This window comes from Flavobacterium sp., from assembly GCF_040383245.1.
GTDB lineage: Bacteria > Bacteroidota > Bacteroidia > Flavobacteriales > Flavobacteriaceae > Flavobacterium.
This window is the reverse complement of the sequence record NZ_JBEIDX010000020.1, coordinates 24,558-48,641: the sequence shown is the minus strand read 5'-3', so window position 1 is coordinate 48,641 and position 24,084 is coordinate 24,558. Positions and strand designations below refer to the sequence as shown.

Sequence of the window (24,084 nt, the reverse complement as noted above, 5' to 3'; positions counted from 1 at the left end):
CGAAAACAAAGAAAATAGCAAATAAAACAAAGATACCTGTAATCTCTTTTCGCACTACTTTTTTCCAACTTAAGGACAAATCAGCCTTTATGAAATTTTTAAAATCAGGGACAAATGCTGGTACTTTATTAGACCAATCGGTATAAATACTTCCGAATTTATTTCTTAAAAATTGCTCCTCTGCGTACATTATTCTCTCATAATATACCCAATAGGAAAGGGTAAATGCAACAACAAACCAAAAATTTCCAGATAAAATTGCAGGTCCAAGCCACATGAAATAATTTCCCACATACAAAGGATGTCTTACTAAAGAATACATTCCTTTTGTATTCAAAGTATCCGCCACTTGATTTTTTACAGTTCTACCCGATGTGTTTTTAGGTGTAAACCCAATAACGCAAATCCTAATGAATAAGCCAAAAAGTCCAATTGCAAGACAAAACATCTCAAAATAAATCTCGTATGGTGAATTTTTCAGAAAAAAAGAATCAGGATTTAATTCTGTTTGAATAAAAAGTACAAAACCTATTACCAAAATAATGATAGGTAAAACACCTCTATATCTAAAGAGCCAAAGTCCTTGTTTTTCAAATTCTTCTTGTAATGCCATAGTTGAATTTATTTTATTAGTAAACTAGATATTACACATTAAATCTAAAGTGCATTACATCACCATCTTTTACAATGTATTCTTTTCCTTCTACTCTTAACTTTCCAGCTTCTTTTACTTTAGCTTCAGAACCAAAGTTAGAGAAATCTTCAAATGCAATCACTTCAGCACGGATGAATCCTTTTTCGAAATCGGTATGGATAACTCCTGCTGCTTTTGGTGCTGTATCTCCGATGTTAATAGTCCAAGCGCGAACTTCTTTAACACCAGCCGTAAAATACGTTTGCAATTTTAATAATTTATACGCTGCACGAATTAATACAGCCGAACCTGGCTCTGTTAATCCCATGTCTTCTAAAAACACTTGACGCTCTTCGTAGCTTTCTAATTCGGTAATATCTGCTTCTGCTCCTACTGAAAGAATAATCACTTCTGCATTTTCATCTTTTACTAACTCACGAACTTGGTCAACATATTTGTTTCCGTTTACAGCTGAAGCCTCGTCTACGTTACAAACATACAAAACAGGTTTTGTGGTGATTAATTGGAATTCTTCCATCATATCCACCTCATCTTGATTTTGAGGAACCACCGTACGAGCCGATTTTGCTTCCATCAAAGTCTCACGAATTCTATCTAACAATGCTTTTTCAGCTTGGGCTTCTTTATTTCCAGTTTTGGCAGCACGATTGGTTTTTTCCAAACGTTTTTCAACTGTTTCCAAATCTTTTAATTGCAATTCAATATCGATGGTTTCTTTATCGCGTATTGGATTTACATTACCATCAACGTGCACAATATTATCGTTATCAAAACAACGTAAAACGTGAATAATAGCATTACATTCTCTAATGTTTCCTAGGAATTGATTTCCTAAACCTTCTCCTTTACTTGCTCCTTTTACCAAACCTGCAATATCTACGATATCTACAGTTGCCATTTGAACACGCTCTGGCTTAACTAATTCTTCTAAACGAACAATTCTTGGATCGGGTACATTTACCACACCAATATTTGGTTCGATAGTACAAAAAGGAAAGTTTGCACTTTGCGCTTTTGCATTTGATAAACAATTAAATAAAGTTGATTTTCCTACATTAGGTAAGCCTACAATTCCTGCTTTCATTATGAATTTGTTTTAAAAGTGTGCAAATATACTTCTATTAATTGAAAGTTTAAAAGTTTTTGAAACACATTCTATTATAATAATTAGTGCAAAAAAAATCCCGAAGACAGCTTCAGGATTCGTTTCTATTTTATAAAAACTATTCGTTGTGTAAAAACGATTGTCTGTTTAATAAGGTTTCTTCGCTTTCCACATGATTATCATCAGGAACACAACAATCTACTGGACAAACCGCAGCACATTGTGGCTCTTCGTGAAACCCTTTACATTCGGTACATTTCCCTGGAACAATATAATAAATATCATCAGAAATTGGAGTTTGCGCTGCATCAGCATCAATTTCAGTTCCGTCTGGTAAAATAACTTTTCCTTTCAACTTGGTTCCATCTTTATAACGCCAATCATCAGCTCCTTCGTAAATAGCTGTATTTGGACATTCCGGCTCGCAAGCTCCGCAATTAATACATTCGTCTGTAATTATAATAGCCATAACATTATATTTAGGAATTGAGATACTACCATTTGGGATTTAAAAAAATATTCGTAAATCCATAATCGTAAATCCTCAATACTTTTGTTTAATTTTGTGCAAAATTACAATCAAAACCATTCATATACAAGTCACAAATGTTACAAATCGATAAAAAAAAGTGTTTTATTGCTTTAGGAGAGTTTTTAAGTCAATTTTCATTGGATAAATCTACCAAAAACGCTGCCGTAAAAAACAATGATTTGTTTTATGATGAATTTCTAAAATTGATTGAATTATCACAATCTCACAATGGCTGGTTTACTCATGAACAAGTATATTTTGCAATACAATCCTGGGCAGAAGCGTTAACAGAAGCTAATTTAAACGAGTGGTTATCCAACTATGATTTTAGCAATATAAAACCTAAAACGGTTGGATTAATATTGGCTGGAAATATTCCGTTGGTTGGATTTCATGATTTTTTATCGGTGGTGATTTCCGGACATAAAGTACAGGTTAAAACTTCGTCAAACGATCAAAAATTATTACCTTTTTTAGCCAATTATTTGATTTCTATCAATCCAGAAATTAAAAACTACATTACATTTACCGATGACAAATTGGAGCATTTTGATGCCGTTATTGCTACAGGAAGCAATAATACGTCGCGCTATTTTGAATATTATTTTAAAGACAAACCAAGTATTATTCGAAAAAATAGAAACTCCGTTGCCGTGTTAACAGGAAATGAAACTGCGGAAGATTTAGAGAATTTAGGCGAAGATATTTTCAGGTATTTTGGATTGGGATGCCGCAATGTTTCTAAATTATTTGTACCAAAGGGTTACAATTTTGATGCCTTTTTTCAAGCCATTTACAAGCAAAAAGAGGTGATTTATTATGAAAAATACGCTAATAATTACGATTACAATAAAGCGGTCTTCTTAATGAGTAATTTCAAATTATTGGATAACGAGTTTCTAACCATAAAAGAAGACACCAGTTACTCCTCTCCCATTTCGTCTTTGTTTTATGAATATTATGAGGATATTGAATTACTAAAAAATCGACTTGAAGCTGATGCCGATCAAATTCAGTGTATTGTTTGCAAGGATTATTTTGAAAACAGCATCCCATTTGGGGAAACCCAAAAACCAAAACTATGGGACTATGCAGACAATGTCAACACCATAGATTTCTTATTGCAACTTTCTTAAATTTACCCAATACATTATTGATATAATATGTTATGAACTATTACGATTTCGTTAATAACATACCCTGATTTTTGATAAAATATAACTACAATTCCGATTGGTATTTCCGAAATTTGCACTTTAAAAATTTGGAACTACTACCATGAAAAAACACAACTACAGCGCAGGACCTTGCATTTTACCACAAGAAGTATTTGAAAAATCGGCGCAAGCTATTTTAAATTTCAATAATTCAGATTTATCTTTATTAGAAATATCGCACAGAAGCAAAGATTTTGTTGCCGTTATGGACGAAGCAAGAGCCTTAGTTTTAGAACTATTAGGACTTGAAGGTAAAGGATACCAAGCACTATTTTTAGCAGGAGGCGCTAGTTTAGAGTTTTTAATGGTTCCTTATAATTTAATGCAAACCGATGGAAAAGCGGCTTATTTAGACTCAGGGACATGGGCAAACAACGCCATTAAAGAAGCAAAACATTTTGGTGAAACGGTAATTGTAGCTTCGTCTAAAGAGGAAAATTACAACCACATTCCAAAAGGATATAATATTCCTGCGGATGCTTCTTATTTTCACTGCACTAGCAACAACACAATTTTTGGAACCCAAATGAAATCGTTTCCAGAAACAAATGTTCCTGTGGTTTGCGATATGAGTTCGGATATTTTTTCTAGAACTTTAGATTTCTCTAAATTTGATTTGATTTATGCGGGAGCGCAAAAAAATATGGGACCTGCAGGTACAACTTTGGTGGTTGTGAAAGAAGAAATATTAGGAAAATCAGGTAGATACATTCCGAGTATGTTGGATTACGAAAAACACATCAAAGCAGAAAGCATGTACAATACACCGCCTGTTTTCCCGGTATATGCTTCGTTATTAACGCTTCAATGGTTGAAAAACTTGGGAGGAATTGCTGCAATTGAAAAAATTAATGAGGCTAAAGCAGCTTTGCTTTATGCTGAAATCGACAGAAATCCATTATTCAAAGGTGCGGCTGCCGTTGAAGACAGAAGTATCATGAATACTACTTTCTTATTGAACGACGAAAGCCACGCTCCTATATTTGACAAAATGTGGAAAGAAGCTGGAATTTCTGGATTACCAGGACACCGCTCTGTTGGTGGATACCGCGCATCAATGTACAATGCAATGCCTCTAGAAAGTGTACAAGCATTGGTTGATGTAATGCAAGCCCTAGAAAAACAAATTTAAATTATTAATATAATAGAGGCTCGAATATCTCGTCCCTCACAATTACAATAAAAATGAAAGTATTAGCAAACGACGGAATTTCAAAAAGCGGAATTGAAGCTTTAGAAAAAGGAGGTTTTGAAGTAATCACTACTAAAGTTGCACAAGAACAAGTCGCCAATTTTATAAATAATAATGATGTAACCGTTTTATTAGTAAGAAGTGCAACCAAAGTTCGTAAAGACATTATTGATGCTTGCCCTGGCTTAAAAGTTATTGGCCGTGGCGGTGTTGGAATGGATAACATCGATGTAGAATATGCGCGTGCCAACGGAAAGCAAGTAATTAATACACCAGCATCTTCTTCAGAAAGCGTTGCCGAATTGGTTTTCGCACATTTATTTTCGGGGGTTCGTTTCTTACACGATGCCAATAGAAACATGCCTCTTGAAGGAGATTCCAATTTTGATGGATTGAAAAAAGCATACGCAAACGGAATAGAATTGCGTGGTAAAACTATTGGAATTATTGGTTTTGGAAGAATCGGTCAAGCGGTTGCTAAAATGGCACTAGGACTTGGAATGAAAGTTATTGCTGCCGATAAATTTGTAAGTAAAGCCGAAATTAAAGTTGATTTTTATAATGGCCAATTTATTAATGTAGACATTATCACCGAACCATTGGAGGATGTATTCAAGCATTCTGATTTCATTACATTACACGTGCCTGCACAAGACGGTTATGTTATAGATGCAGCTGAATTGGCTCAAATGAAAGACAATGTAGGAATTGTAAACTGTGCGCGTGGCGGAGTTATTAATGAAGTAGCTTTAATTGAAGCTTTAGATAACAATAAAGTCTTATTTGCAGGATTGGATGTTTTTGAAAACGAACCAACTCCAGAGATTAAAATTTTAATGCATCCAAAAATTTCATTAACTCCACATATTGGGGCAGCAACTTTGGAAGCACAAGATCGAATCGGAACCGAATTAGCAGAACAAATAATAGGACTTTTGAAATAATATTTCCTAAACCCATTACATTAAAATCCAAATTTCACAATTTGGATTTTTTTATTTAAAATAGTTCAATTAATACAAATAGAATAATAATTAAGTAATTTTGTACTCTATCTAGTTAAGAATGGCAAATTTAAAACAGCGTTGGAATCTAAAAAATAATTGGCAAGTAGTTGTCATTATTTTGGTATTTGCCCTAACTGGATCTACCGCAGCAATGTTGTCTAAACCTATTCTAAACTGGTTGGGTATTTCAAAAGACACCCATCACCTTGCACTTTATATTCCGCTATATATTGTAATCATTTTTCCAATCTATCAAATTTTATTGGTTTCGATTGGATTTATTTTTGGGCAATTTGACTTCTTCTGGAGAATTGAAAAGAAGATGCTTCAAATGCTTAAACTTGGATTTATAGTCGATTTCTTAGAAAAGAAAAAAGGAACTAAATAGTTCCTTTAATTTTTATTTTTCTTTATTTATCAAACTAAAAAAGTCATTTCGATTTTCTTTCTCGTTAAACACTCCCCCATATTGAATCGTTGAAGTATAACTCGATTCGTCTTTGATACCACGGCTTGAAACACAAAGATGTGTTGCTTCCATAACTACAATTACATTATCAGTTTCTAAAACGGTTTTCAATTCGTTAAAAATCTGCATAATCAAACGCTCTTGCACTTGAGGACGACGCGAATAATAATCTACAATTCGATTTAATTTAGATAAACCAATTACTTTTCCGCTGGAAACATAACCAATATGTGCCTTACCTATTATAGGTAAAAAATGATGTTCGCAAGTAGAATTAAAACTAATATTGGCTTCAACCAACATTTTATCATAATGATAACTGTTATCAAAAACAGAAATTTTAGGCTTATTTGCAGGATTCAACCCCGAAAATATTTCTTGAATAAACATTTTGGCAACTCTGTGAGGTGTACCCTGAAGGCTATCATCAGTCATATCCAATCCCATTTCTTCCATAATGCTATGGAAATGATTTTCAATTGCAGCCATTTTATCAGCATCCGATTTAGCAAATGCATCGGCGCGTAATGGTGTTTCGGCAGAAGTCATTTGGTGATTGTCTCCAATTAAATCGTAAATCTCTTTATCTAATATTGTTTTCAAAAAAATGTAGTTTAAATTTTGTTTAACAAATGTACATAATAATTAAACAAAAAACAACATTAAATAAAAAATTAAATAATTATTGGGGTATAAATAATATCTATATGTGTTATAATTATCAAAATACTTTGTTACTTTGTGAAAAATTGAAGCATGATTAAAGCCCATAACATTCAAAAATACTACGATAGTTTACAAGTACTAAAAGGTGTGGATTTACATATTAAGAAAGGAGAAATCGTTTCAATTGTTGGTGCCTCGGGAGCAGGAAAAACTACACTTTTACAAATTTTAGGCACATTAGATAAACCATCAATTGAAAATGAAACTTCCTTATTTATAAATGGAGAAGATATTCTGAATAAAAATGATAAAATGTTATCAAAATTTAGGAATAATCATTTGGGATTTATATTTCAATTTCACCAATTATTGCCTGAATTTACTGCTCTAGAAAATGTTTGTATTCCAGCTTACATAGCCGGAAAAGATAAATCGGAAACTGAAAAAGAGGCCAAAAAACTGCTAGATTACTTAGGACTTTCGCATAGGATGGAACACAAACCCAATGCCCTTTCTGGCGGAGAACAACAACGTGTTGCCGTGGCTAGAGCTTTAATCAACAAGCCTTTGGTGATATTTGCCGATGAGCCTTCCGGGAATTTAGATACGGCTTCTGCCGAAAATTTACATCAATTGTTCTTCAAACTTAGAGAAGAATTTGGACAGACCTTTGTAATTGTTACCCACAACGAAGAACTTGCCAATATGGCCGACAGAAAACTGGTTATGGTTGATGGATTGATAAGCAGCTAGAAATTTTCGTATCAATGAATAAATTAGAATTAAAATCATTTCTTGACGAAAAAGTAGCACTTTACAATCGTCCTAATTTTATTGAAAGCGATCCTATTCAAATTCCGCATCGGTATACCTTAAAAGAAGATATTGAAATTGCTGGATTTCTTTCGGCTACAATTGCTTGGGGAAACCGTAAAATGATCATTCAGAATTCTAATAAAATGATGGATTTATTAGGGAACTCACCTTTTGATTTTATTCAAAACCACGAAAAACACCACCTTGAAAAACTAGAGAAATTTGTTCACCGAACCTTTAACGGCCACGATTTTATTTATTTCATAAAAAGTCTTCAAAACATTTATTCCAACCATGGCGGAATGGAAGCAATTTTCAACAAGTACCAAGAACCGGATTCTTTGCAAAATGCAATAAGTGAATTTAAAAAAATATTTTTCGAATTAGATCATTCTGTTCGTACAGAAAAGCATGTTTCTGATCCAAGCAAAAATTCCTCTAGTAAACGCATTAACATGTGGCTTCGTTGGAATTGCCGTCAAGATACAAATGGAGTTGATTTAGGAATTTGGAAAAACATATCTCCTTCTAAATTAAGTTGCCCGCTGGATGTACATTCGGGAAATGTAGCCCGAAAATTGGGTTTGTTAACAAGAACTCAAAATGACGGAAAAGCCCTTGCCGAACTGGATGCAAACCTTAGAATATTAGATCCTGAAGATCCCGTTAAGTATGATTTTGCTCTATTTGGATTGGGGGTATTCGAAAAATTTTAATAAATAGAAATCATTAGTTTAAATTCATAATTTCCAATTATTATTCTATTTTTGTACAAACCTAAACACTTCAAATATGCTAATAATAGGAATTGCTGGCGGAACAGGATCTGGAAAAACTACAGTAGTTCAACAGATCATGAACGAACTTCCTGAAACTGAAGTTGGAATCATTTCTCAAGATTCCTATTACAAGGAAACCAACGGCATGTCTTATGAGGAAAGATGCAACATCAATTTTGACCATCCTAGAGCGATTGATTTTGAGCTTTTAGTTCAGCATTTGAAGGAGTTAAAAAAAGGAAAAACAATTAACCAACCGGTATATTCATTTGTTACCCACAATAGAACCGATGATACCGTTACGACTCATCCAAGAAAAGTAATGATCGTAGAGGGTATTTTAATACTTACCAATCAAGAACTTAGAGAGATGTTTGACATTAAAGTTTTTGTACATGCCGATTCGGATGAACGATTGATTCGAAGATTAAAAAGAGATATTGCAGAGCGTGGAAGAGATATGGAAGAAGTGTTGAATCGCTACCAAACTACATTGAAACCTATGCACCAACAATTTATTGAACCTACTAAAGCCTTTGCCGATATTATCATTCCGAATGATAAATACAATACCGTTGCCATTGATGTAGTTCGTGCAGTAATAAACCAACGACTAACTTAATTCAAATGAAAAATTGGTATGAAAATTTATTGCTTCAGTATCCTTTCCTAAAGTTTTTAGGGAGTAGGTATACTTTGGTGTTTTTATTTTTTACCGTTTGGATGGTTTTTTTAGATAACCAATCGTATTTAGATCAAAGAATCTTAAACAAGCAAATTGACGAATTAGAGGACAATAAAACCTATTACAAAGAGGAAATTGCTAAAGACGAACAAAGCATAAAAAAACTTAAAAACCCTGGGCAAACCGAACGGTATGCAAGAGAAAAATACTACATGAAACGCGACAGCGAAGACATCTATATTATTGAATTTGAAAAGGACAAAATTAAAGATAGTATAGAAAAAGCGAAGCGTTAACTACTTTATTCTGCAAAGATTCGCAATTATCTCATTCAGGAATTACATTTTATTAAGTGTATATCTAATTAACAAAAAATCAAAATAATTTCATTTTTGATAGCTATTTTATCCTAAATTTGAAGTAATAATAAGCAAAATAATTTTGAGAACAAAAAACACACTTTTTTCAGAATTTGAAAGCGTTGGTTCCAAGCAATGGAAACAACAAATTCAATACGAATTAAAAGGAGCTGATTATAACGAAACCCTAGTTTGGGAAAGCCCTGAGGGAATTAAAGTTAAACCTTTTTACCATAATGACGAGGACGGTAAAACTATTGAAAATAACACTCTATTTAAACCTTTTGCAATTGTGCAAAACATCTTTGTTCATGATGTTAAACTCTCTAATCAAAGAGCATTAGACACTTTGAGTAGAGGTGCTGAAATTATTCGGTTTACTCTAGAAAATGAATCGATTGCAATTGAAGAATTAATGCATAATCTACCCGAAGAAAATGTAACGTATTACTTGAATATACCTTTTCTATCTAAAGAATATTGTGCATCAATTCAAGAGTATGCTCTCAAAAATAAATTCAATTTTGTTATTCTAATAGATCCTATTGGGCAATTGGCTAAAGATGGAAATTGGTTTGATTCTTTTGAAAAAGATTTTGAAAACCTACAAACTATAACATCCAATACCAGTTTTCCTGTTATTAAAATAGATGGTGGATTATACCAAAATGCTGGCGCTACGATTGTGCAACAATTGGCATACACTTTAGCGCATGTAAATGAATATTTTAATAGAATTCCAAACATAAACCAACCCATTTCAATTGAAGTATCCGTTGGAACAAACTATTTCTTTGAAATAGCAAAACTTCGTGCCTTGCGTATTCTATTCAATACATTGGCTAAAGAATACCAACACGATTTTGAGTGTAACCTTATTGCAACGCCTAGTAAACGTAACAAAACCATTTACGATTACAATGTAAATATGTTGCGCACCACTACCGAGTGCATGAGCGCTATTCTAGGTGGAGCTAATGCAGTGGCTAATTTACCTTATGATGCGTTGTACCATAAAGACAATGAATTTGGAGATCGAATTGCACGAAATCAGTTGTTGATTTTAAAACACGAAAGCTTTTTTGATAAAGTAAAAAACGCGGCAGATGGAGCTTATTATATAGAATCGCTAACCGAACAATTGGCCGAAAAAGCACTTTTATTGTTTAAAGAAATTGAAGAAAAAGGTGGGTTTTTAGCGTTATTAAAAGAAGGAGTTATCCAAAGAAAAATTAGCGAAAGCGCGCAAAAAGAACAAGATTTAATTGATAGCGGCAAAGAAGTTTTATTAGGAACCAATAAATATCCTAACAAAAACGACCGAATGAAAAACGACTTGGAATTGTATCCTTTCTTAAAACAAAATCCAAGAAAAACGTTGATCACCCCAATTATTGAAAAAAGATTGGCTGAAAAATTAGAACAAGAACGTTTATCTCAAGAAGCATAACATGAGAAAAAACATACAACATATTACAATTAGCGGAAACCAAAAATCTTCCGAAACTCAATTTCCAATCGCTAATAATTTTACAACTGCGGAGGGAATTGAAGTGAAGTCAACTTATACTAAAGAAGACATTTCTAATTTAGAACACCTTGGTTTTGGTGCTGGCTTTGCGCCAAATTTAAGAGGCCCTTATGCAACCATGTATGTGCGTCGCCCTTGGACGATTCGGCAGTATGCAGGATTTTCAACTGCTGAAGAAAGCAATGCTTTTTACAGAAGAAACCTTGCCGCAGGACAAAAAGGATTATCGGTTGCTTTCGATTTAGCAACGCATAGGGGTTATGATTCGGATCACGAACGCGTTTTTGGAGATGTAGGAAAAGCGGGCGTTGCCATCGATTCGGTTGAGGATATGAAAATATTATTCGACCAAATTCCACTTGGCGAAATGTCGGTTTCTATGACGATGAACGGTGCGGTTTTACCAATTATGGCCTTTTATATTGTAGCTGCCGAAGAGCAAGGTGTAGCACCCGAATTACTTTCGGGAACCATTCAAAACGACATTCTTAAAGAGTTTATGGTGCGAAATACCTATATCTATCCGCCTACTCCTTCTATGAAAATCATTGCGGATATATTTGAATATACCAGCAAAAACATGCCTAAATTTAATTCGATTTCTATTTCGGGTTACCACATGCAAGAAGCTGGAGCTACCGCAGATATTGAGTTGGCTTACACCCTAGCCGACGGATTAGAATACATCCGAACTGGTTTGGCCACCGGAATGAAAATTGACGAATTTGCTCCGCGACTGTCCTTTTTCTGGGCAATTGGAATGAATCATTTTATGGAAATTGCCAAAATGCGTGCCGGTAGAATGTTATGGGCAAAATTGCTAAAACAATTCAACCCAAAAGATGAAAAATCACTGGCATTACGAACACATTGCCAAACATCGGGATGGAGTTTAACCGAACAAGATCCCTTTAATAATGTAGCTCGAACTTGCATTGAAGCAGCCGCTGCCGCATTTGGGGGAACCCAATCCCTTCATACAAATGCATTGGATGAAGCAATTGCATTGCCAACCGATTTCTCTGCAAGAATTGCTAGAAATACCCAAATATTTTTACAAGAAGAAACCAAAATTTGTAAAACTGTAGATCCTTGGGCAGGAAGTTACTATGTTGAAACTTTGACCAAAGAAATTGCAGACAAAGCATGGACTTTAATTGAAGAAGTTGAAGAATTAGGCGGCATGACTAAAGCCATCGAATCGGGGATTCCTAAATTGCGTATAGAAGAAGCCGCTGCTAGAAAACAAGCGCGAATTGATAGTAGTCAAGATATTATTGTTGGAATCAATAAATTCCGTTTGGAAAAAGAGGATCCGCTACAAATTTTGGATGTAGATAATGACATGGTTCGCAACCAACAAATAGAGCGTTTACAACAAATAAAAGCCACTCGAAATTCAGAAAAAGTAAAAGAATGTTTGGCCAAATTAACGGAAGCTGCAAAAAATTCTAACGATAATTTATTATCTTTAGCCGTGGAAGCTGCAAGATATAGAGCAACTTTAGGAGAAATAAGTGATGCTCTTGAGGAAGTTTTTGGCAGATATAAAGCACAAATTAGATCTTTTAGTGGCGTGTATAGTAAAGAAATAAAAAACGACGAAAGCTTTGAAAAAGCAAAACAATTAGCCGATGCCTTCGCTAAAAAAGAAGGACGTCGCCCAAGAATTATGATTGCCAAAATGGGGCAAGACGGTCACGATCGTGGAGCCAAAGTTGTGGCAACCGGTTATGCTGATGTAGGATTTGATGTGGATATTGGTCCGTTGTTTCAAACTCCTGCAGAAGCTGCGAAACAAGCCGTTGAAAACGATGTACACATTCTTGGTGTATCTTCCTTAGCTGCTGGACATAAAACTCTTGTTCCTCAAGTGATTGAAGAACTAAAAAAATACGGTCGCGAAGATATTATGGTCATTGTAGGTGGTGTAATTCCGGCGCAAGATTATCAGTTTCTATTTGATGCAGGTGCCGTTGCCGTTTTTGGTCCTGGTACAAAAATTAGCGAAGCTGCAATAAGTATTTTAGAAGTTTTATTGAAGGATTAATTCCAATATTCGAATAAAATAACCTTAATAAATTATAAAAGCACTAACAATAAGTTGGTGCTTTTTTCATTATATTTGAAAAACAAATAATACGAAATATGGATTTTTCAGCAAAAATGCTTCGCGATGATGCCCTTAAAGGCAAAGTAATTGTAGTAACTGGTGGTGGAAGTGGATTGGGTAAAGCCATGACAAAATACTTTCTAGAATTGGGAGCCAATGTAGCCATTACTTCTCGAGATCTTGACAAATTAAAATCAACTGCATCAGAATTAGAAACTGCAAAAAGCGGAAAATGTTTGCCGTTGCAATGTGATGTTCGCCATTACGACCAAGTAGAAAATATGCTCGCGGAAGTATTAAAAGCTTTCGGAAAAGTAGATATTTTATTAAATAATGCAGCTGGAAATTTTATTTCCCCGACTGAACGCCTTTCGGCAAATGCTTTTGATACCATTATAGATATTGTATTAAAAGGTTCTAAAAATTGCACTTTAGCTTTTGGAAAACATTGGATTGCTCAAAAACAAACCAATTGCAATGTTTTAAATATAGTAACTACTTATGCTTGGACCGGTTCTGGATATGTGGTTCCGAGTGCTACTGCCAAGGCAGGAGTATTAGCAATGACAAGGAGTTTGGCTGTAGAATGGGCAAAATATGGTATTCGCATGAATGCCATTGCACCAGGACCGTTTCCTACTAAAGGTGCATGGGAGCGCTTACTACCTGGAGACATAGCGGATAAATTTGACATGTCAAAAAAAGTCCCTTTGCGACGTGTTGGAAACCATCAGGAGTTAGCCAATCTTGCGGCTTATTTAGTTTCTGATTTTTCTGCTTACATTAATGGAGAAGTTATTACTATTGATGGTGGCGAATGGTTGCAAGGTGCCGGACAATTTAATATTTTGGAGAAAATCCCGGCAGAAATGTGGGATATGCTTGAGGCAATGATTAAAAGCAAAGGCAGTAAATAATTATTTTTTGACCTGAAGGTTTCAGGTTCAAAACTTTACACTAATGTTAACAAATAACACTTTTATAAACCATAATTAATTGTATTTTTACGATTCAAAATTTGAATAAATAAATGGGTAAAATCATTGCAATTGCCAACCAAAAAGGTGGTGTCGGAAAAACTACAACTTCGGTTAATTTAGCCGCATCCCTTGGTGTGTTAGAAAAAAAAGTGTTACTAATTGATGCTGATCCACAAGCAAATGCGAGTTCGGGATTGGGTATTGAAGTTGAAAATGTTGAAATTGGAACCTATCAAATTTTAGAACATAGTAATACACCACAAGAGGCCATTGTAAAATCGACTTCTCCTAATGTAGATGTTATTCCTGCTCATATTGATCTTGTTGCCATCGAAATTGAATTGGTAGACAAGGAAAATAGAGAATACATGTTGAAACAAGCGTTGGCAAGTATTAAAGACGAATATGATTATATTTTAATTGACTGTGCTCCTTCTTTAGGATTACTAACTCTTAATGCATTAACTGCTGCTGATAGTGTAATTATTCCTATTCAATGCGAGTATTTCGCACTTGAAGGATTAGGGAAATTATTAAATACTATTAAAAGTGTTCAAAAAATTCACAATGCTGAATTAGATATTGAAGGATTATTACTAACTATGTATGATACCAGATTACGTTTATCTAACCAAGTTGTAGAAGAAGTTCAAAAGCATTTTAATGATATGGTTTTCAAAACCATTATCCAACGAAATGTAAAATTAAGTGAAGCACCAAGTTACGGAGAAAGCATCATTGCATTTGATGCAACCAGTAGAGGCGCTAGTAATTACCTTAGCCTTGCAGAAGAGGTAATTCAAAAAAACAGCATATAATTTATGGCAAAAGCAATAAAAAAACAAGCATTAGGACGCGGCTTATCCGCTTTATTAAAAGATCCAGACAACGATATTAAATCGGTTGAGGATAAAAATGCAGATAAAGTTGTAGGAAATATTTTGGAAGTGGAGATTGATTCAATTGAAATTAATCCATTTCAACCTAGAACAAATTTTAATGAAGAATCTATAAAAGAATTAGCGACCTCTATTAAGGAACTAGGCTTAATTCAGCCAATTACCGTTAGAAAATTAGCTTTTAATAAATACCAATTAATATCAGGAGAGCGTCGTTTAAGAGCTTCTAAATTAGTTGGATTGCAAACGGTTCCCGCTTATATTAGAATTGCAAATGATAACGAATCTTTGGTTATGGCATTGGTTGAAAACATTCAACGTCATGATTTAGATCCAATTGAAATTGCACTTTCCTATCAACGATTAATTGATGAAATTCAATTAACTCAAGAACAAATGAGCGAACGAGTTGGTAAAAAACGTTCTACAATTGCTAATTATTTGCGTTTATTAAAATTAGATCCGATTATTCAAACTGGTATTCGTGATGGATTCATCAGTATGGGTCATGGTCGTGCCATGATTACAATTGAAGATCAAAATGTTCAAACAGACATTTACCAAAAAATTGTGAGTCAAAACCTATCGGTACGTGACACCGAAGCATTGGTAAAAAAATACCAAGACGGACAAAAACCGGTAGCCAAAGCGAAACCGAATACTTCATTTGTAATTTCAGACACTCAAAAGAAAGCAATTACTAGCTTTTTTGGAGCTAAAATTGATGTGAAAGTTGCAGGAAATGGGAAAGGTAAAATTGCCATTCCGTTTCATTCTGAAGAGGATTTTAATAGAATTCTTAAACTAATCAACGGTTAGTGATTCGCTATTTCTACATACTACTTTTCTTTTTAGGAAACTTTACCCTATCGGCACAAACCGAAATGGAACCCGAAATCCGTGTAAAAGATACCATAAAAAAAAGTGGAATAAATATGCTAGCGCCTTCAAAAGCAGCATTTTATTCGGCTGTTTTACCAGGTCTTGGGCAAATTTACAATAAGAAATATTGGAAAGTTCCTTTGGTTTATGGAGCGCTTGGAACGACCATCTATTTTTACATAAGCAACAACAATAAATACCATGCTTATAGAGATGCTTACAAGCGAAGATTAGAAGGTTTCAATGATGATGAATTTACTTATCTTGATAATTCTCGATTAATTGCAGCTCAAAAATTTTACCAAAACAACAGAGATCTATCTGCCTTACTTACTGGTTTGTTTTATATATTAAATATTGTTGACGCCAATGTTGACGCTCATTTAATGCAATTTAATGTGAATGACAACCTTACAATTAAGCCCGATTTTTATAGAAATGAATTTTCTGCAAATCAAAATTTAGGAATTAGCTTGACTTTAAAATTATAAAGTTTTCTTAATTTGTAACAAATAAATTCAAAACCCTACTAATCTCAAATGAAAATAGCGCTTTTAGGATACGGCAAAATGGGAAAAGTAATTGAAGGAATTGCTTTAGAACGCGGACATGAAATTGTGCTAAGAAAATCTAGTAGCTCCAGTTATGCCGGACTTGAAAATGCGGATGTTGCTATTGATTTTAGTGTGCCTTCTTCTGCTGTTGCAAATATTTCAGAGTGTTTAAATAATGGAATTCCAGTAGTTTCTGGAACAACAGGTTGGTTAGAGGAATATTCTAATATGGTGGCACTTTGTGAGCAAAAAAATGGAAGTTTTATTTATGGATCCAATTTTAGTTTGGGTGTAAATTTATTTTTTGAACTGAATGTTTATTTGGCAAAAATGATGTCGAAATTCAAAAATTATTCAGCTTCTATGGAAGAAATTCACCACACACAAAAACTAGACGCCCCAAGTGGAACCGCAATTAGTTTGGCAAAAGGAATAATAGAAAACACCAATTATACCAATTGGACATTGGATGCAAATCCAAAAGAAAATGAAATTTCAATTGAAGCACTTCGAATAGAAAATGTTCCTGGAACTCATAGTATTTTTTACAATTCCGAAGTAGATACAATTGAAATTAAACATACAGCTCATAGCCGCGACGGATTTGCTTTAGGATCTATTATTGCTGCCGAATGGCTGGTTGGAAAAAAAGGAGTATTCTCAATGAAAGACGTATTAGAATTAAATTAATTATATAATTTTATTTAAAGTTTACGAAAACTATCTAAACTTTAAACCTTAAACTAAATTACTATGAACCTATATCAATGGATTATCTTTTTCCTAGCAGTTCAAGCAGTTCACTATTTTGGAACTTGGAAATTATACGTAAAAGCAGGTAGAAAATCTTGGGAGGCAGCTATCCCGGTTTACAATTCAATTGTATTAATGAAAATTATTAATCGACCTACTTGGTGGACTTTTTTACTTTTCATTCCTGTTATTAATTTAATCATGTTTCCGGTTATTTGGGTAGAGACTTTAAGAAGTTTTGGAAGAAAATCTTCATTAGACACCTTTTTAGTTATTGCAACTTTCGGACTTTATATCTATTATATCAATTTTACTCAAGATGTAAATTATATTTCTAATAGAGATACCAATGCTGCAACTAAAACTGGAGATACTGTAAGTTCACTATTGTTTGCAATCATTGTGGCGACTTTTGTACATACCTATTTCATTCAGCCTTTTACAATTCCTACTGCATCGTTAGAAAAATCATTACTTATAGGTGATTTTCTATTTGTAAGTAAAATGAATTACGGAGCAAGAACTCCAATGACTTCAGTTGCTGCACCTATGGTTCATGATACGTTGCCGCTAGTGCATATAAAATCGTATTGCAAATGGCCTCAATTACCTTATTTCAGATTTCCAGGTGTTGAAAAAATTAAAAACAATGATATTGTAGTTTTCAATTGGCCGGTGGATACCGTTGAAAAGTTCTTCGATACGTCTGGTAGAAAAGCAGATAAACCGGTAGATAAAAAATCAAATTATGTAAAAAGATGTGTTGGAATTCCAGGTGATTCATTAGCAATTAAAGACGGAATTATTTTCATTAACGGAAAAGAATTAATACTTCCAGAAAGAGCAAAACCTCAATATTCCTATAAAATGGCTATTGATCCAACAGCTACAATCGAATTTGAATCGTTGTTCAAAGAATTGGATATTACCGACAGATATGGTATCAATAATACAAAAGACACCATTTATTTTAGTGCATTACCGGCTTCTAGTGTTGAACGATTTAAAGGTGTTGCTGGAATAAAATCGGTAACGCGAATCATTCACAAAGAGGCAGATCGCTCAACTTTCCCTCATACTAAAGATTGGAACGTTGATAATTTTGGACCAATTTATATTCCGCAAGAAGGAAAATCAGTAGCTATAAACATGGAAACTTTACCGTTTTATAGTCGAATTATTACGGAGTATGAAAAAAATAAATTGGAGATCAAAGGATCCGATATTTACATTAATGGTAAAAAAACAAAATCATATACCTTCCAACAAGATTATTATTGGATGATGGGTGATAACCGTCACAACTCGGAAGACAGCCGTTTTTGGGGTTATGTTCCAGGTGATCATATTGTTGGTAAACCAATATTTATTTGGATGAGTTGGGATTCAAACGGTGAAGGAATTATGAATAAAATCCGTTGGAATAGATTGTTTACAACCGTTAGTGGTGAAGGCCAACCAGAATCATATTTCAAATATTTCTTAGGTTTATTGGCCTTATATTTTGTTGGCGAGTACTTCTGGAAAAAACGCAAAGCTGATAAAAAAATCTAGTTGCAATTTTAATTGAATGAAATCTATTTTAATTCATCCAAGTTACTTTCCTTCTATAAGTCACTATATCGCTATGATAAATGCTGAAGCTGTGACTTTAGAAATGGAAGATAATTTTCAGAAACAAACCAACCGAAATCGGATGTATATTTATAGTCCGAATGGAATCCAACTATTAAATATTCCTATTAAACACTCTAAAAATACACATCAAAAAATTCAAGATGTAAAATTGGAAACTGCATTTGATTGGCAAAAACAACATTTCAAATCATTGGAAGCTGCCTATAGAACTTCCCCATTTTTTGAATATTTTGAAGATGACTTAATGCCGATTTTCACTAAGAAACATACCTTTTTAATGGATTTAAATTTGCAAACCATGGAATTGGTTTCAAAATGTTTGGGCATGGATTTCAATCCACAAAAAACAACAGAATATTTTCATGAAGTTCCCGATCATGAAGATTTTAGGTACTTAATCAACGGAAAAAAAGACACTACTCAATTAGAATCGTATACTCAAGTTTTTGAAGAAAAACATGGATTCCTAAATAATCTTAGCATTTTGGATTTGTTGTTTAACGAAGGGCGTTACGCAAAGGATTATTTAAAGAGACAAACGCTTTAATTATTCCATCATCAATCTTGTTGTAATTGGATAATGATCGGAATTTTTAAATGAAGGGAAGTTATCAAAGCTTTTTACTATCATTTTTTTATCGGCAAAAATATAATCAATTCGTGCAGGATAGTATTTAAAATTATAGGTTTCCCCAAAACCATTTCCAGCTTCTTCAAAACAATCACTTAAATTTCCTTTTATACTTCGATACACATACGAAAAAGCACTGTTATTCATATCTCCACAGATTATCATTGGATAATGACAGTTCTTTTTGTGGTTTCTTAAAATTTCGGCTTGAAGTTGTTGTTTTTTAAAAGCGAGACTTATACGCTTCAACATCATTTGTGATTTATGCTGACTAATAGAATCTACATTGTCTTGTATTTCATTTACATCGGGAGAAATTTTTATTGACTGTAAGTGCATATTATAAACCCGAATCGTGTCTTTACCTTTTCTAAGATCTGCAAAAACAATCAAATTATTTGACTCCGGAAATTCAATATTTCCTTCATTTACAATTGGATATTTTGAGAAAATTGCCTGACCCGTTTTTATGTTATCGCCTTTCATAAAAATAAACTTGTGCTTATAAACCCGCAAATCTACTTTGGCTGTTTTTGAATATTCCTGAATACAAAGAATATCAGGATTTTGATCATTAATAAATTGACGTATGGTATCACCAATATGTTCTTGAGGTATCCAATTGAATAGATTAAACAAACGTACATTGTAACTCATTACAATAAAATCTTTATCCTCTTCGGGAGTTGGATTGGATGAAAATTTGTAAAACTTATTTATAAAAGTGATTCCGATAATTAATACGATACCCGAAATAATCATTTGGCGTTTTAATTGAAATAACCAATAAAGAAAAAACAATCCGTTTATAATTAAAAATAAAGGAAGTATTAATGTCAATACCGATAAAATTGGAAAAAAATTGGGAGCTAAAAAGGGTAAAACATAAGCAAGGAAAGTCAATACAGTAAGCACTATATTGAAGGAAAACATTACTTTATTTACCCACGATAGTTTATTCATATTTTTTAAGATACTAAGGTATTTAGTTTCTCAGTTTTTTTTGAAACAAATTAAACCTTAAACTTTAAAACTTCCCTCTATTTCCCTGCTTTAAAAAGAAATTCTTTTTCTTCGGCAGTTAAGGCATCGTAACCCGATTGGCTAATTTTATCTAAAATTTCGTCTATTTGCTGCTGGTGTTTGTCTTTTATTACAATCTTACTAGCAGATTTAGTAGAGGGCTTTTTAGGATTTACATGTACTTTTCTAAACGGTGTTTTTTTACTAGGTTGAAACAAATTAACAAAAAAATCCAATACCTTACTCACAAGAATACTTAAATCAGTTCCATTTATTAATAGTTTGATGTAAACAAATCCAAAAAAAGCACCAGCCAAATGTGCAATATGGCCACCTGTATTTTCTGTCATAACATGCATTGCATCAAGCAATAAAATTACAGCAGTTAAATGCCAAAGTTTAATAGTTCCAATTAACAACAACCGAATCTGCATTAGAGGTTGATAGGTAGTCGCAGCAACTAATATTGCCATCACTGCTGCAGAAGCACCAACTAAAGTGGAGCTTAAATTCAAGAAATAATATCCTAAAACAAATGCCAATCCAGCAAAAATTGCGCTTAGAACATACAATCCTAAAAATTGCTTTTGGGTGAAAAAGGTTAGAAATAGTCGGCTTGAAAAATTCAACACCGACATGTTAAAAAACAAATGCCAAAAACCACTATGCAAAAAAGCATAGGTTAATAAAGTGTTTGGAAAATAAACTAAATCGTTTGGATTGGAAGATAAAACTAACCATTTAGGATACGAAAAAGCACCAACTTTAAATTGATAGAAAAAAATCAGCGATACTAGAAACGCACCTACATTCCAATAGATAATTCTATTGGCCACGCCACCAATTTTATATTGCAATTTAATATCGTCAAATACGGTCATATTAATTCCAGCGATTGTGTTTAAACTGATTTTTCTTCCAATACCACATCATAATAAAGCCTGTTATTGCTCCGCCAATATGGGCAAAATGTGCAACACCAGTGCTTCCGGCACCAAATATTGATTGACCATTAAACCCTAAAAATAAATCGATTACTAATAAACCTGGCACAAAATACTTGGCTTTAATTGGAATGGGAATAAACATAATTCCCAATTCGGCCATTGGAAACATAAAAGCAAAAGCAACTAACAATCCGTAAATAGCTCCCGAAGCACCTACAACAGGAACTTTAGACAACATAGACGCTTGAATAATTGAATTAAATTGCTCTTGTGAACAATGTGCAGCTTCTAAAATGGTTTTCATTTTGCTCGGCAAAAGATGCCCATCTGTATCAAAAACCGATTGGAAATCGGCGTTAAGCAAAAGATGCATATCTGAATCTGACAAATTTAAATTGGCAACCTCCGAAAGTAAATTGTGAATTTGAATATAATTTACCGTTGAATGCAACAATGCAGCACCCAATCCACAAGAAATATAAAAAAATAAAAATTTGGTTCCTCCCCAAAAATGTTCCAATGCACTACCAAATGAAAATAAAGCAAACATATTAAAGAAAATATGCGTTATTCCTCCATGCATAAACATATGCGTTAAGGGCTGCCATAGCTTGAACTTATCACTTTCGGGATAATACATTGAAAATAAATCAAATGTACCAGGCACAACTTGTGTACCAATGAAAAAAATAATATTTATTATCAAAAGTTGTTTAACAACTGGCGTTATTCTCATCATAAGGTAAATCTTTTATCAATATCTTCTACACGCATCGTGATGAAAGTTGGTTTTTGAAATGGAGAAACATTAGGCTCCTTACAAGCAAATAAATTATTAACTAAATTTTCTTGTTCTTTTTCTGTTAAATACATTCCGGTTTTAACTGCTAAACTTTTTGCCATTGATTTAGCAATAGTATCATTTTGACTAAAGCTACTATCGGGAATTCCGTCTTGCAAATCGCTAACTAATTGTTCTAATACTAATTTCACTTCACTTTCGGTAGTATTTGATGGAATACCTAAAATATTTAATTCTTCAGATTCCCAACTAAATACAAATCCTATTGTTTCTAGAGCGGGTTGTAATTCGGATATTATCTTTAATTCATTTACAGAAAACGAAACCTGCAACGGAAATAACAATTGCTGGCTCGAAGCCTGCTGCACGGTCATGTTAGTTAATAACTGTTCGTACAAAACACGTTGGTGGGCACGGTTTTGGTTTATGATAACCATCCCCGATTTAATCGGACTAACAATGTATTTTTTTTGAATTTGATAGGTGTGTTTTGCAACTTGTTCTTCTTCTTTTTCGTCAAAAAAAGAGGCCGTTACTTCATCATTTTCAATTGAAAAATTATCAATTTCAAAAGTATCTTGCTTTAAACCTACATACAAACTTTCCCAATTTTGAGTAGTATCAACCTTTTTAAAAGAAGAGGATGTACTTCCACTTGAATTAGAATGGGTTGGCTTTTCATCTGAAAATGGATTAAAGGTACGATCCACTTGAACTGTTGGGTATTCTGCACTTTTATTTTGATAATCATAGGGCGTATCCAAATTTGGATCTCTATCAAAATCTAATATTGGAACGACATTAAATTGACCCAAACTATGTTTTATAGCCGATCTTAAAATAGCATACAGTGCTTGTTCATCATCAAACTTAATTTCAGTTTTGGTAGGATGAATATTGATATCAATAGTATGTGGCGGCACATTTAAATAAATAAAATAACTTGGTTGCGCGCCGTTAGGAAGTAGCCCTTCATAGGCATTCATCACAGCATGGTGCAAATAATTACTTCTAATGTATCTGTCGTTCACAAAGAAAAACTGCTCCGCTCTATTTTTCTTTGCAAATTCTGGTTTGCCAACAAATCCTTGAATGCTTAAAATATCGGTATGTTCTTGAATAGGAACTAATTTTTCATTAGTTTTTCCAGAAAATATTGTTACAATTCGTTGTCTTAAATTGGAATTTGGCAAATTAAACATCTCACTTCCATTGTGATACATTGTAAAATAAATGTTGGGATGTGCCAAAGCAACCCTTTGAAATTCATCTAATACATGTCGAAATTCTACCGTATCCGATTTTAGAAAATTTCTCCTTGCCGGAATATTATAAAATAAATTTTTTACTGCAAATGAAGTACCTTTTGGTAAAACGGCAGGCTCTTGAGAAACAAATTTACTACCTTCAATAATTATATGATTCCCTAATTCTTCTTGATCTTGCTTCGTTTTCATTTCCACATGCGCAATCGCAGCAATGGACGCTAATGCTTCACCACGAAATCCTTTGGTATGAATGGAAAATAAATCTTCGGCTTGTCTAATTTTGGAAGTAGCATGACGCTCAAAGCACAAGCGTGCATCAGTAACACTCATCCCTACTCCATTATCAATAACCTGAATTAATGCTTTACCCGCATCTTTAATTATCAATTTAATGTCGGTTGCTTTTGCATCTACCGCATTTTCAAGCAATTCTTTAACTACCGAAGCAGGTCGCTGAACTACTTCTCCAGCGGCAATCTGGTTGGCAACATGATCGGGAAGTAATTGAATTATGCTTGACATTTTTTATGGGGTTCTGGGTTTTGGGGTCCGAGGACTTAGAAAACAAAGTTAACAAATTT

25 protein-coding genes are annotated in these 24,084 nt (G+C 33.6%); 17 read left to right on the top strand and 8 right to left on the bottom strand.

Going from position 1 to position 24,084, the window contains the following annotated elements; all coding sequences use genetic code 11:
* The 3 genes from ABWO08_RS08965 to ABWO08_RS08955 form a co-directional block, all read right to left on the bottom strand.
* Nucleotides 1-613 (bottom strand): methyltransferase family protein (locus tag ABWO08_RS08965; RefSeq protein WP_353085310.1); only part of this gene is annotated, 613 nt, incomplete at its 3' end.
* A gap of 31 nt (nucleotides 614-644) precedes the next feature.
* The gene (gene ychF / locus ABWO08_RS08960) at nucleotides 645-1,739 is read right to left on the bottom strand and encodes a redox-regulated ATPase YchF (protein ID WP_353085309.1); all 1,095 of its coding nucleotides are present in this window, start codon (nucleotides 1,737-1,739) and stop codon (nucleotides 645-647) included.
* A 139-nt stretch (nucleotides 1,740-1,878) separates the two neighbouring features.
* Nucleotides 1,879-2,229: a 4Fe-4S dicluster domain-containing protein gene (locus tag ABWO08_RS08955; protein WP_353085307.1), complete on the bottom strand. Its 351-nt coding sequence runs from the start codon at nucleotides 2,227-2,229 to the stop codon at nucleotides 1,879-1,881.
* 137 nt (nucleotides 2,230-2,366) lie between these two features.
* Here ABWO08_RS08955 and ABWO08_RS08950 point away from each other — a divergent pair, with 137 nt between their 5' ends.
* From ABWO08_RS08950 to ABWO08_RS08935, 4 genes are all read left to right on the top strand, one after another.
* Nucleotides 2,367-3,428, top strand: coding sequence for an acyl-CoA reductase (locus tag ABWO08_RS08950; protein WP_353085305.1), 1,062 nt, complete (start codon nucleotides 2,367-2,369; stop codon nucleotides 3,426-3,428).
* 142 nt (nucleotides 3,429-3,570) lie between these two features.
* Nucleotides 3,571-4,641: a 3-phosphoserine/phosphohydroxythreonine transaminase gene (gene serC / locus ABWO08_RS08945; protein WP_353085303.1), complete on the top strand. Its 1,071-nt coding sequence runs from the start codon at nucleotides 3,571-3,573 to the stop codon at nucleotides 4,639-4,641.
* A 53-nt stretch (nucleotides 4,642-4,694) separates the two neighbouring features.
* A complete protein-coding gene (locus ABWO08_RS08940; protein ID WP_353085302.1) occupies nucleotides 4,695-5,645 on the top strand; it encodes a D-2-hydroxyacid dehydrogenase in 951 nt (316 codons plus the stop codon).
* Nucleotides 5,646-5,766: 121 nt separating this feature from the next.
* Complete coding sequence (locus tag ABWO08_RS08935) at nucleotides 5,767-6,096, top strand: DUF6787 family protein (RefSeq protein WP_353085300.1); 330 nt, start codon at nucleotides 5,767-5,769, stop codon at nucleotides 6,094-6,096.
* A gap of 12 nt (nucleotides 6,097-6,108) precedes the next feature.
* Here ABWO08_RS08935 and folE read toward each other — a convergent pair whose 3' ends face one another.
* Nucleotides 6,109-6,726: a GTP cyclohydrolase I FolE gene (gene folE, locus ABWO08_RS08930; protein ID WP_353085313.1), complete on the bottom strand. Its 618-nt coding sequence runs from the start codon at nucleotides 6,724-6,726 to the stop codon at nucleotides 6,109-6,111.
* A gap of 207 nt (nucleotides 6,727-6,933) precedes the next feature.
* Between folE and ABWO08_RS08925 the strand changes: the two genes are divergently transcribed.
* The 13 genes from ABWO08_RS08925 to ABWO08_RS08865 all read left to right on the top strand — a co-directional run bounded on the left by ABWO08_RS08925 (nucleotide 6,934) and on the right by ABWO08_RS08865 (nucleotide 19,379).
* Entirely contained in the window at nucleotides 6,934-7,596 is a 663-nt protein-coding gene (locus tag ABWO08_RS08925) for an ABC transporter ATP-binding protein (protein WP_353085298.1), read from the top strand.
* Nucleotides 7,597-7,610: 14 nt separating this feature from the next.
* The gene (locus tag ABWO08_RS08920; RefSeq protein ID WP_353085297.1) at nucleotides 7,611-8,375 is read left to right on the top strand and encodes a TIGR02757 family protein; all 765 of its coding nucleotides are present in this window, start codon (nucleotides 7,611-7,613) and stop codon (nucleotides 8,373-8,375) included.
* 76 nt (nucleotides 8,376-8,451) lie between these two features.
* Nucleotides 8,452-9,060, top strand: coding sequence for a uridine kinase (gene udk, locus ABWO08_RS08915; protein ID WP_353085295.1), 609 nt, complete (start codon nucleotides 8,452-8,454; stop codon nucleotides 9,058-9,060).
* A 5-nt stretch (nucleotides 9,061-9,065) separates the two neighbouring features.
* Entirely contained in the window at nucleotides 9,066-9,419 is a 354-nt protein-coding gene (locus tag ABWO08_RS08910) for an FtsB family cell division protein (protein ID WP_353085294.1), read from the top strand.
* Between the two features lie 145 nt (nucleotides 9,420-9,564).
* A complete protein-coding gene (locus ABWO08_RS08905) occupies nucleotides 9,565-10,932 on the top strand; it encodes a methylmalonyl-CoA mutase subunit beta (protein WP_353085292.1) in 1,368 nt (455 codons plus the stop codon).
* 1 nt (nucleotide 10,933) lies between these two features.
* A complete protein-coding gene (gene scpA, locus ABWO08_RS08900) occupies nucleotides 10,934-13,063 on the top strand; it encodes a methylmalonyl-CoA mutase (protein ID WP_353085290.1) in 2,130 nt (709 codons plus the stop codon).
* Between the two features lie 98 nt (nucleotides 13,064-13,161).
* A complete protein-coding gene (locus ABWO08_RS08895) occupies nucleotides 13,162-14,043 on the top strand; it encodes an SDR family oxidoreductase (protein ID WP_353085288.1) in 882 nt (293 codons plus the stop codon).
* Nucleotides 14,044-14,156: 113 nt separating this feature from the next.
* Nucleotides 14,157-14,924: a ParA family protein gene (locus ABWO08_RS08890; RefSeq protein WP_353085286.1), complete on the top strand. Its 768-nt coding sequence runs from the start codon at nucleotides 14,157-14,159 to the stop codon at nucleotides 14,922-14,924.
* 3 nt (nucleotides 14,925-14,927) lie between these two features.
* Nucleotides 14,928-15,824 carry a ParB/RepB/Spo0J family partition protein gene (locus tag ABWO08_RS08885; protein WP_353085285.1) on the top strand — a complete coding sequence of 299 codons (897 nt, stop codon included), beginning with the start codon at nucleotides 14,928-14,930 and terminating at the stop codon, nucleotides 15,822-15,824.
* Entirely contained in the window at nucleotides 15,824-16,378 is a 555-nt protein-coding gene (locus tag ABWO08_RS08880; RefSeq protein ID WP_502902967.1) for a DUF5683 domain-containing protein, read from the top strand. The genes ABWO08_RS08885 and ABWO08_RS08880 overlap by 1 nt, the downstream gene beginning before the upstream one ends.
* Before the next feature lie 48 nt (nucleotides 16,379-16,426).
* The gene (gene dapB, locus ABWO08_RS08875) at nucleotides 16,427-17,131 is read left to right on the top strand and encodes a 4-hydroxy-tetrahydrodipicolinate reductase (protein ID WP_353085283.1); all 705 of its coding nucleotides are present in this window, start codon (nucleotides 16,427-16,429) and stop codon (nucleotides 17,129-17,131) included.
* 63 nt (nucleotides 17,132-17,194) lie between these two features.
* Complete coding sequence (lepB, locus tag ABWO08_RS08870) at nucleotides 17,195-18,748, top strand: signal peptidase I (RefSeq protein WP_353085281.1); 1,554 nt, start codon at nucleotides 17,195-17,197, stop codon at nucleotides 18,746-18,748.
* Between the two features lie 16 nt (nucleotides 18,749-18,764).
* The gene (locus ABWO08_RS08865; RefSeq protein WP_353085279.1) at nucleotides 18,765-19,379 is read left to right on the top strand and encodes a WbqC family protein; all 615 of its coding nucleotides are present in this window, start codon (nucleotides 18,765-18,767) and stop codon (nucleotides 19,377-19,379) included.
* On the opposite strand, the gene ABWO08_RS08860 is transcribed toward ABWO08_RS08865, so the two are convergent.
* The 4 genes from ABWO08_RS08860 to mutL form a co-directional block, all read right to left on the bottom strand.
* Nucleotides 19,380-20,426 (bottom strand): endonuclease/exonuclease/phosphatase family protein, encoded by a 1,047-nt coding sequence (locus ABWO08_RS08860; RefSeq protein ID WP_353085277.1) that lies wholly within the window; start codon nucleotides 20,424-20,426, stop codon nucleotides 19,380-19,382.
* Between the two features lie 77 nt (nucleotides 20,427-20,503).
* Entirely contained in the window at nucleotides 20,504-21,367 is an 864-nt protein-coding gene (locus ABWO08_RS08855; RefSeq protein ID WP_353085275.1) for a rhomboid family intramembrane serine protease, read from the bottom strand.
* 1 nt (nucleotide 21,368) lies between these two features.
* On the bottom strand, nucleotides 21,369-22,172 hold the full coding sequence (locus ABWO08_RS08850) for a rhomboid family intramembrane serine protease (RefSeq protein WP_353085274.1): 804 nt from the start codon (nucleotides 22,170-22,172) through the stop codon (nucleotides 21,369-21,371).
* The gene (gene mutL / locus ABWO08_RS08845) at nucleotides 22,169-24,025 is read right to left on the bottom strand and encodes a DNA mismatch repair endonuclease MutL (protein ID WP_353085272.1); all 1,857 of its coding nucleotides are present in this window, start codon (nucleotides 24,023-24,025) and stop codon (nucleotides 22,169-22,171) included. The genes ABWO08_RS08850 and mutL overlap by 4 nt, the downstream gene beginning before the upstream one ends.
* Between the last annotated feature and the right edge of the window lie 59 nt (nucleotides 24,026-24,084).

Coding starts and splice junctions, on each gene's coding strand:
- ABWO08_RS08865 (WP_353085279.1), top strand. CDS start 18,765: ATGAAATCTATTTTAATTCATCCAAGTTACTTTCCTTCTATAAGTCAC.
- dapB (WP_353085283.1), top strand. CDS start 16,427: ATGAAAATAGCGCTTTTAGGATACGGCAAAATGGGAAAAGTAATTGAA.
- folE (WP_353085313.1), bottom strand. CDS start 6,726: ATGACTTCTGCCGAAACACCATTACGCGCCGATGCATTTGCTAAATCG.
- ABWO08_RS08890 (WP_353085286.1), top strand. CDS start 14,157: ATGGGTAAAATCATTGCAATTGCCAACCAAAAAGGTGGTGTCGGAAAA.
- ABWO08_RS08855 (WP_353085275.1), bottom strand. CDS start 21,367: ATGACCGTATTTGACGATATTAAATTGCAATATAAAATTGGTGGCGTG.
- ABWO08_RS08925 (WP_353085298.1), top strand. CDS start 6,934: ATGATTAAAGCCCATAACATTCAAAAATACTACGATAGTTTACAAGTA.
- ABWO08_RS08850 (WP_353085274.1), bottom strand. CDS start 22,172: ATGATGAGAATAACGCCAGTTGTTAAACAACTTTTGATAATAAATATT.
- ABWO08_RS08950 (WP_353085305.1), top strand. CDS start 2,367: ATGTTACAAATCGATAAAAAAAAGTGTTTTATTGCTTTAGGAGAGTTT.
- ABWO08_RS08955 (WP_353085307.1), bottom strand. CDS start 2,229: ATGGCTATTATAATTACAGACGAATGTATTAATTGCGGAGCTTGCGAG.
- lepB (WP_353085281.1), top strand. CDS start 17,195: ATGAACCTATATCAATGGATTATCTTTTTCCTAGCAGTTCAAGCAGTT.
- mutL (WP_353085272.1), bottom strand. CDS start 24,025: ATGTCAAGCATAATTCAATTACTTCCCGATCATGTTGCCAACCAGATT.
- ABWO08_RS08885 (WP_353085285.1), top strand. CDS start 14,928: ATGGCAAAAGCAATAAAAAAACAAGCATTAGGACGCGGCTTATCCGCT.
- scpA (WP_353085290.1), top strand. CDS start 10,934: ATGAGAAAAAACATACAACATATTACAATTAGCGGAAACCAAAAATCT.
- ABWO08_RS08910 (WP_353085294.1), top strand. CDS start 9,066: ATGAAAAATTGGTATGAAAATTTATTGCTTCAGTATCCTTTCCTAAAG.
- ABWO08_RS08920 (WP_353085297.1), top strand. CDS start 7,611: ATGAATAAATTAGAATTAAAATCATTTCTTGACGAAAAAGTAGCACTT.
- ychF (WP_353085309.1), bottom strand. CDS start 1,739: ATGAAAGCAGGAATTGTAGGCTTACCTAATGTAGGAAAATCAACTTTA.
- serC (WP_353085303.1), top strand. CDS start 3,571: ATGAAAAAACACAACTACAGCGCAGGACCTTGCATTTTACCACAAGAA.
- ABWO08_RS08940 (WP_353085302.1), top strand. CDS start 4,695: ATGAAAGTATTAGCAAACGACGGAATTTCAAAAAGCGGAATTGAAGCT.
- udk (WP_353085295.1), top strand. CDS start 8,452: ATGCTAATAATAGGAATTGCTGGCGGAACAGGATCTGGAAAAACTACA.
- ABWO08_RS08935 (WP_353085300.1), top strand. CDS start 5,767: ATGGCAAATTTAAAACAGCGTTGGAATCTAAAAAATAATTGGCAAGTA.
- ABWO08_RS08860 (WP_353085277.1), bottom strand. CDS start 20,426: ATGAATAAACTATCGTGGGTAAATAAAGTAATGTTTTCCTTCAATATA.
- ABWO08_RS08895 (WP_353085288.1), top strand. CDS start 13,162: ATGGATTTTTCAGCAAAAATGCTTCGCGATGATGCCCTTAAAGGCAAA.